Annotated in this window: 7 protein-coding genes; 3 read left to right on the forward strand and 4 right to left on the reverse strand. The window is 66.4% G+C overall.

The window, feature by feature from the left end:
- Window positions 1-58: 58 nt before the first annotated feature.
- Together ON45_RS19505 and ON45_RS19510 are read right to left on the reverse strand one after the other, a co-directional pair.
- Window positions 59-643, reverse strand: a complete 585-nt coding sequence (locus ON45_RS19505) for a hypothetical protein (RefSeq protein ID WP_040496277.1) — start codon at window positions 641-643, stop codon at window positions 59-61.
- A 26-nt stretch (window positions 644-669) separates the two neighbouring features.
- Entirely contained in the window at window positions 670-1536 is an 867-nt protein-coding gene (locus ON45_RS19510) for an MBL fold metallo-hydrolase (RefSeq protein ID WP_158412540.1), read from the reverse strand.
- A gap of 136 nt (window positions 1537-1672) precedes the next feature.
- Between ON45_RS19510 and ON45_RS19515 the strand changes: the two genes are divergently transcribed.
- Together ON45_RS19515 and ON45_RS19520 are read left to right on the forward strand one after the other, a co-directional pair.
- The gene (locus ON45_RS19515) at window positions 1673-2809 is read left to right on the forward strand and encodes a helix-turn-helix transcriptional regulator (RefSeq protein ID WP_040496282.1); all 1137 of its coding nucleotides are present in this window, start codon (window positions 1673-1675) and stop codon (window positions 2807-2809) included.
- Between the two features lie 85 nt (window positions 2810-2894).
- A complete protein-coding gene (locus ON45_RS19520) occupies window positions 2895-4052 on the forward strand; it encodes a GDSL-type esterase/lipase family protein (RefSeq protein WP_051063440.1) in 1158 nt (385 codons plus the stop codon).
- 35 nt (window positions 4053-4087) lie between these two features.
- Here the strand turns inward: ON45_RS19520 and ON45_RS19525 are convergent, their stop codons facing one another.
- Complete coding sequence (locus ON45_RS19525) at window positions 4088-4591, reverse strand: GNAT family N-acetyltransferase (RefSeq protein WP_040496278.1); 504 nt, start codon at window positions 4589-4591, stop codon at window positions 4088-4090.
- 86 nt (window positions 4592-4677) lie between these two features.
- On the opposite strand from ON45_RS19525, the gene pyrF reads away from it, so the two are divergent.
- On the forward strand, window positions 4678-5487 hold the full coding sequence (gene pyrF, locus ON45_RS19530) for an orotidine-5'-phosphate decarboxylase (protein ID WP_040496279.1): 810 nt from the start codon (window positions 4678-4680) through the stop codon (window positions 5485-5487).
- 52 nt (window positions 5488-5539) lie between these two features.
- On the opposite strand, the gene ON45_RS19535 is transcribed toward pyrF, so the two are convergent.
- Window positions 5540-7153, reverse strand: coding sequence for a M28 family peptidase (locus ON45_RS19535; protein WP_040496280.1), 1614 nt, complete (start codon window positions 7151-7153; stop codon window positions 5540-5542).
- Between the last annotated feature and the right edge of the window lie 176 nt (window positions 7154-7329).

The following is a 7329-nucleotide window of genomic DNA, read 5'->3' on the forward strand; positions in this document are numbered from 1 at the left end:
TCACCGAACCGAGCTTCTGGGGACACCGCTCGCCGACCTGACAACCACGTCGCGAGGGTCACTCCACGGCGATCTCGGCCACCATGCCGGCAGTGAAGTGCGGTGGGCCACCAGCGACGCCTTCGGGCTTTCCGCCGCCGGCCGCAGCGACTGCGGCCATGTACTCATCGGGGTCTGCACCGACCGGGATGAAGCACATCAGGACGTAACGGCCGGGTTCGGTCAATGTGCCGTCCCCGACCGCCACCGTTGTTTCGGGAGCCCCTGGCGCCTGCAACATCACCGTCACCGGTTCGCCGAGCGTGGCCTCCAGCTCCGCTGGTGGTCGGGTGACCAGCTCATCCAATGACGCATCGGTCTCGAGCCGGAAGGCCACGAGTTCGTGCAGTTCGTTCGCCGACGTGTTGCGAAACCCGAGTCGGGTACCGGCGGGGATCGACGCTGGCACGTTCTCGAAGCCGTAGTCGATGCCGTCGATCGTGACGGTCGTGTCGTCATGGGCCCGCGCTGTCGAGTGGTCGGTGGTGGTCTCGGTCGTCGGCACGGCACTGTTTGCTCCGGCATCGTCGCCGCACGCGGCGGCGATCGTCCCGAGCAAGGCCAGGCACGCCGTGGCGGTGACTCGTCGAGTGGTGTGATGCATGGTGGTTCTCCTCGATCTCGGGTGGGTCACGACGTGAGCTCGGCGGACATCGATTCGATCGCGGCGACGATCTCGTCGAGCACGAGCTGGTTCGGCTGCGGTGGCACCGGTGTGGTGGGAACCCGGCGAAGCATTTCGAATGCTCGGTCGATCTGGCTCGGGCCGATGGTCGGGCCGTGGCAGGTGGCGATCGTGGTCGGCGCCAGGCGCTCGATCACAGCGCAGGCCTCCGCGAATCGCTGTGCGTCGAGCATGGCGACCCACGGGCTGTTCCATGCCTGGAAGGCTTGGAAGCCTTCGCTCCAGACGTCCGGGTCGAGCTCGTCCACGAATGCGGTCGGCCCGAGCACCGGCGTGGCGTAGCAGTCCGACGCCCAGTACACGCGTGTCGTGGGGTCGAAGATCCCTCGGGTCGTCGGCGAGTCGTAGAGCGGTGGACGGATCGCGGCCACGGTGCGGTCGCCGATGTCGAGCGTCTCGCCGTCGTTCAACCAGCGCCAGCGCATCGGGGGAACGTCGAGGCGGTCGACTCCGATGCGATCGCACAGGAACCAGCTGGCGACGAGCGTCGCGTTCGGGCACGCGTCCATCACCTCGTGCACGTTGCCGTAGTGGTCGATGTCGTCGTGGCTGAGGAATACCCAGCGGACGTCCTCGGGTTCGACGAGACCGAACAGATCGTCGAGGTAGTGGGCCCGGTTGAGCGGGGTTCCGGTGTCGACGACGAAGGGTTCGGCGCCGCGGATGAGCATCGAGTTCATGTGCACCGCCCCGGGCGCACCGGGCGGCGAGTACGTGTCGTGGATCACGAACGTCTCGGGAGCGATCTCGATCGGAGCGAGCCGCTCCGTGATCGGAGCGGAATGAGCGGGCGTGGATTCGGTGAGTGTCATGACACCATCGTCCGGTCTCGCGTCCGAGGTCACCATCCCGCGTCACCACGGACCTGTCGATGCCCACTTCAGGGGCGTGAGGCACCCCCAACGATCTGGGATGGCGCCGGGTTCACGAACGGGAGAGAATGAGGCGATGCTCAGTGCGCTCACCGCGGAACGGGTTCGCCGAGACGTCGAGGTCGTCGCCGCCGCGGGGCTCGACCTGCCGACCTTTCTCGCCGAGATCGACGATTCCGTGCGTCGGGTGTTGCGCCCGGCGGCGACGTGCGTCGCGACCCTCGACCCGACGACGTCGTTGCTCACGAGCACCTACAAGTTCGGTGACCTTCACGGCAACGACGATCACGACCTCGAATGGGGCATGATCGAGTACGGCGGCGAGGAAACGACCTCCTTCCTCGACGTTGCGGCGACGCCAGGTCGCGCGGTCGGTCTGCACATCGTGACCGGCGGCGACCTCGACCGCTCCACTCGGCTTCGCGACTGCATCAAACCTCACTACGGCTACGGCGACGAACTGCGACTGATCGCCAGCGTCGACGGCCGCACGTGGGGTGCACTCGCGTACTTCCGAGAGCCCGGCGACGGCCCGTTCGACGAGGCAGACGTCGAGTTCGCGTCGACACTGTCGACCATGCTCGCGACCGGCTTCCGTCTCGGTCTGCTCAGCCGCGTGTCCTCGCCAGCGGTGGACCGCGTCTCGAGTGGGCCGGCGGTGATCATCGTCGATGCCCACGACCAGATCGCCCAGATCAGCGTCGGTGCCGAGGAGCGCCTCCGTCAAGTGGTCGCCAGCGATCACATCGCCAGCCCGATCGGAACGATTGCGGCGCTCGTCGCCAGCGCCCGACGCCTCGCCAGTGGACAGATGTCGACGATTCCGCGCGGTCGATTGCGGTTGCACGATGGGACCTGGGTGGTGCTCCAGGCGTCACCGATGGCCGCCCATGACGGGGTGACCGGCGACGTCGTGATCACGATCGAGGACGCCCGACCGCCCGAGATCATCCCGCTCGTCGTCGAGGCGTTCGGCCTGACCGCGCGGGAACGCGACGTGACCCAACTCGTGCTCCAGGGTGTCGAGACCAAGGACATCGCCGCCGCCCTCCACGTGTCGGCCTACACGGTGCAGGACCACCTCAAGTCGATCTTCACGAAGGCCGACGTCCGCAGTCGACGAGAGCTGATGGGGAGGATCTTCTTCGATCAGTATCAGCCTCGATTCGGCCAGGAGATCGCCCCGAGCGGCTGGTTCCAGCCCACTGAGTGATTCGCGGTGCGATCGACTGCGTGGAACGGAGCGAGCGGGCAACGTACTACCGTCACCACGGGGCACGATCGATGGGAGACGTGAGATGAACAGGTTCACCAAGTGCGCGATCGGGGTCGGTGCACTCATTGCGTCCACCGTGCCACTCGGATGGTCGACTGCCGGTGTCCAGGCATCACCGGGCAACGGTCCGACCGCGATCGTGTCGCTCGGCGACAGCTTCATCTCCGGTGAGGCCGGGCGCTGGAACGGCAACTCGAACAACGCCTGGTACTCGCGCAACGGCACCGACCGCGCCTTCCGCAAGTCGGGTTGGTTCTCGTGGTTCTACGACACCGGGGCGGTGTATCCCGGGACCGTCGGCAACGGGTGCCACCGCAGCGATGTGGCACCGATCCGGTCCAACACGATCAACGTCCAGAACAAGATCAATCTCGCGTGCTCGGGTGCCGAGACGGCGGCGATCGTCGACACGGCCTACAAGGGCGAGGCTCCCCAGAGCGCGCAGCTGCTCCCCGTCGCACAGGCCAACGACGTCGAGATGATCGTGCTGTCGATCGGCGGCAACGACCTCGGCTTCTCCGACATCATCGTGTCGTGCACGCTCCAGTTCTCGACCTCTCCATCGGCCTACCCGAACCTCTGCCTCGACGACCAACAACCGCTCGTCGACCAGGCGATGCCCGCGGCGATGGCCGGCGTCGATGCGTCGATCGATGCGATCCGGTCGACGATGTCGACCGCCGGATACTCCGACACCGACTATCGACTCGTGGTCGTGTCGTATCCGTCACCGGTCCCGCGCGGCAACGAGATCCGCTATTCACAGAGCGGCTACAGCCGTTTGACGACTGGCGGCTGCCCGTTCTGGAACGACGATGCCACCTGGGCGCGTGACAGCTTGGTGCCGCAGATTTCCGACAACCTGCGCGCCGTGGCCGCGGCGAACGGCACCGAGTTCCTCGACTTCCGTGATGCGTTCCAAGGCAACGAGAACTGCTCCAAGCAGGCGGTGCGGGTCGGCAGCGGCGGACCCGACCCGGCGACCGCCGAATGGGCGCGCTGGGTCGGAACCGGCACCCTCCAGGGAGACCTGGAGGAGAGTGTGCACCCGAACGCGTACGGCCAGCAGGCACTCGGACGCTGCCTGACCTTGCTGTGGGAGCAGTCCGCCGGTGGCCAGTGGGCGTGCAACAACACCCCGAACCAGGGGCCCGGATCGATGATCCTCTCGCCCGGCTGACGACGCCCGTTCCGGCTTCTCGTCGGAATCGAGGATCAGTCCGCCGGCAGATCAGGAAGGTCGATCCACTCGCGCCAGCTCAGATCTCGCCCGACGTAGCACGGGTTGTCGAGCGGCCAGTCCCGTTCGATCCACGTCGGCACGAATGCATCGAGCCCCGCTTCGATGTCGGAGCCGACGAGGGAATCGATCACCCACCACGAGATCTCCGCGTCAGCGCCCGGCTTCTGTGGCGGGTCGATGTACACACAGCCGAGCAGTGCCGACTCCTCGCGGTCGAAGAGCGCATAGTTGAACGACTCGTGGTCGACCATCTCCTGCGCATGCCGGGCGAGATCGTCCCGGTCCTGGTCGGCTGTCATCGTCGTCGGTGGCCAGCCCCACGCCTCGCCGTAGATCGACCACAGACGTTCCTGCGACCCCATCACCGCGATCATGTCGAGCTCGGTGTCATCCGGATGGATCGGTCGCAGATGCGCGCCGGTGCGGCCGATGGGGACCAGTGTCGGGTGCACGAAGTCGTCGGGAAGCCAGCTCACCCACCCAACCATACGAAGTGGGTCGGGGCTGCGCGGCCTGGGTTCGGCCGACCTCGGGGTCGGACCACGGGCTACATTGCAGGTCGGTGGGATTTCACGCACAGCTCGAACGGTCGTGGTCGGCGGCGGGTTCGATGTTGTGCGTCGGCCTCGACCCGGATCCCGCCCGGTATCCGGCGCGCATCGCCGACGCCCGCGATGCGACGGAGAGGTTCTGTCGCGAGATCGTCGACGCCACGGCCGACATCGCGTGTGCGTTCAAGCCACAGATCGCGTACTTCGCCAGCATCGGCCAGGAGCACGCGCTCGAGAACATCTGCCGCTACATCCGTGAGACGTATCCCGATGTCACGCTGATCCTCGACTCGAAGCGCGCCGACATCGGTTCCACCGCCGAGCACTACGCACGGGAGGCGTTCGACCGCTACTCCGCACATGCCGTCACGGTCAACCCGTACATGGGGACCGATTCGGTCCAGCCGTTCTTCGATCATCCCGGCGACGGCGGGATCATCGTGCTGTGCCGCACCAGCAACCCCGGCGGTGACGACTTCCAGTCTCTGGTCGCCGATGGCGCACCGATCTACACCCACGTCGCACGCAGGGTCGCGGACGAGTGGTCGCAACTCGGTGAATGCGGACTCGTCGTCGGCGCCACCTATCCGACCGAGCTCGCCGATGTCCGCTCGATCGTCGGCGATCTGCCGCTGCTCGTACCCGGCGTGGGAGCGCAAGGCGGCGACGCCGGAACCGTCATGGAACACGGCTCCAGCGCCACCGGACGCGGAATGATCGTCAATTCGGCGCGTGCGGTCCTCTACGCGAGCAACGGCGACGACTTCGCCGACGCCGCCCGCGCCGAAGCGCAACGCACTGCGAACGCATTGCCCTGCTGACCGGGCGTGACGTCACGGGCCTGACCCGTGACGTCACGCCGTCGTGTTCACGTCAGCTGGTCGGGTGGGCGTGACCCGGGTCGAAGCCACCGCCGCCTTCGGCGAAGGTTCCCTCGGGTCCGTTGAACTCGACCTCGTCGGGCGTGGTGCCCTTCACGTCGACACCCTCGACCCCGTTGACCGCTTCGGTCGACGCGGCCAGGTTGTAGATCGAGTACGCGATCGCGTCGACGTTGACCTCGATCGCCTCCTCGCTCACGTTGTCGATCGTGTCACAGGCCAGGTGGTAGCACTGGTCGAACTGTTCGCCGGCGATGCCGCCCCAGATCGCTTCCTGCTCCGCGGTCTTGAGGACCTCGGCCCCGGTGAACAGACCGCTCGCCGGGATCCCGACGTCGATGAACGCCTGGTAGTCGGAACGACCGGAGAACTCCGAGTCCTCGTACGGCACGTCGCTGATCGTGTAGTACGCCTCGAAGAGGTCCTCCAACGCTTCGGAACCCTCCGGAACGACGACCGGCGCCGGGAACGTCGACTCATCGGCGTCGTAGACGCCGTAGATGAAGTTCGGCGAGCCGACCATGTCGAAGTTCAGATACGCCGCCAGAGCGTCGTAGTCCTCCTGCGAGATCCCGAACTCCGGATCGAAGATGTACTTCTCCGAGCCGATCAGGCCCGATTCCTCGGCACCCCACCAGGCGAAGCGCAGGCTGTTCTGCGGCGTGTACTTCTTGTTGTTGCCGATCGCCAGTGCGGTCGCCAGGATCGTCGCCGAGCCGGTGCCGTTGTCCTGGATTCCCGGGCCTTCCTGGACCGAGTCGAGGTGGGCGCCGGCCATGACGACGTTGTCGGTGTTGACACCGTCGAGGTCGGCGATCACGTTCTCCGTCGTGTTCGTGACGATGGTCGTGTCGGCCGCAAGGCTCACGCTGCCGGCCGTGCTGATCGCGACGCCGTCCGTGTACGAGGCGTCGAGAACGGGGATGCCGAACACCCCCTCGCCGAGCGTGCCGCCGATGAGGTCCTGACGGTCCGCTCCGTCGGTGTCGCCCTGGTTGAAGATGATCGCCGCCTCGGCACCGGCCGCCTCCGCGTTCGCTGCCTTGTCGCCGAACGCGCAAGCGCCACGCTGGAGCAAGGCGATGTCGTCGTCACCGGAGAAGTCGAGTCCGTCGAAATCGTCCGCAGTGCAACCCGACGACGATGCATTGCCGATTCCGAGGTCGAGGTCCACGGGGATCACGTTGCCGTCGGTGACGACACCTGAGCCGGAGTACGAGAAGGTCTGCGTCTCGATCGATGCCCCGTCGACGGTCAGCGAGCTCGAGTTCTCCGTGTAGAGACTGAAGTCGAAGACCTGTCGGGTGACCTCGTAGCCGGCGTCCTCGAGCAGTCCGGCGACGTAGTCGGCCGACTGGTCGTAGCCGGGAGTTCCCGATGCTCGGGTCCCGCCGTTCGCGTCGGCGATCGCCTGGAACGCCTCGAGGTGTTCGAACACGTCGTCGCCGTCCACGCACTGCAGGAACTTGTCCGTCTGATTGAGATTTCGGTTCTCGCATCCGCTCTTCGACGGTCCGGCCGTCGCGACGGTCGGGACCGCTGCAGCAGCGGTGAGTGCGAGAGCGAGTGACGCGCCGATGCGTCGCTTGCGTTGGCTGAGTGCCATGATGTGTCCCCTTCGTTGGTCCAGCCTCCACCCCGGCTGGAGAGTGTGACTGTCCGCCCACTCAGGGTGCTGTCTAGCGCAGTTCGCACAACGAGGTGGCGCGAGCACCGAAAGTGACGGGTCGCGCGTCAGATGTCAGCCCGTCGGTTCTCGTGAACAGTTCCGGCGCTCCGTGC

The organism is Ilumatobacter nonamiensis YM16-303 (assembly GCF_000350145.1).
Lineage (GTDB): Bacteria > Actinomycetota > Acidimicrobiia > Acidimicrobiales > Ilumatobacteraceae > Ilumatobacter_A > Ilumatobacter_A nonamiensis.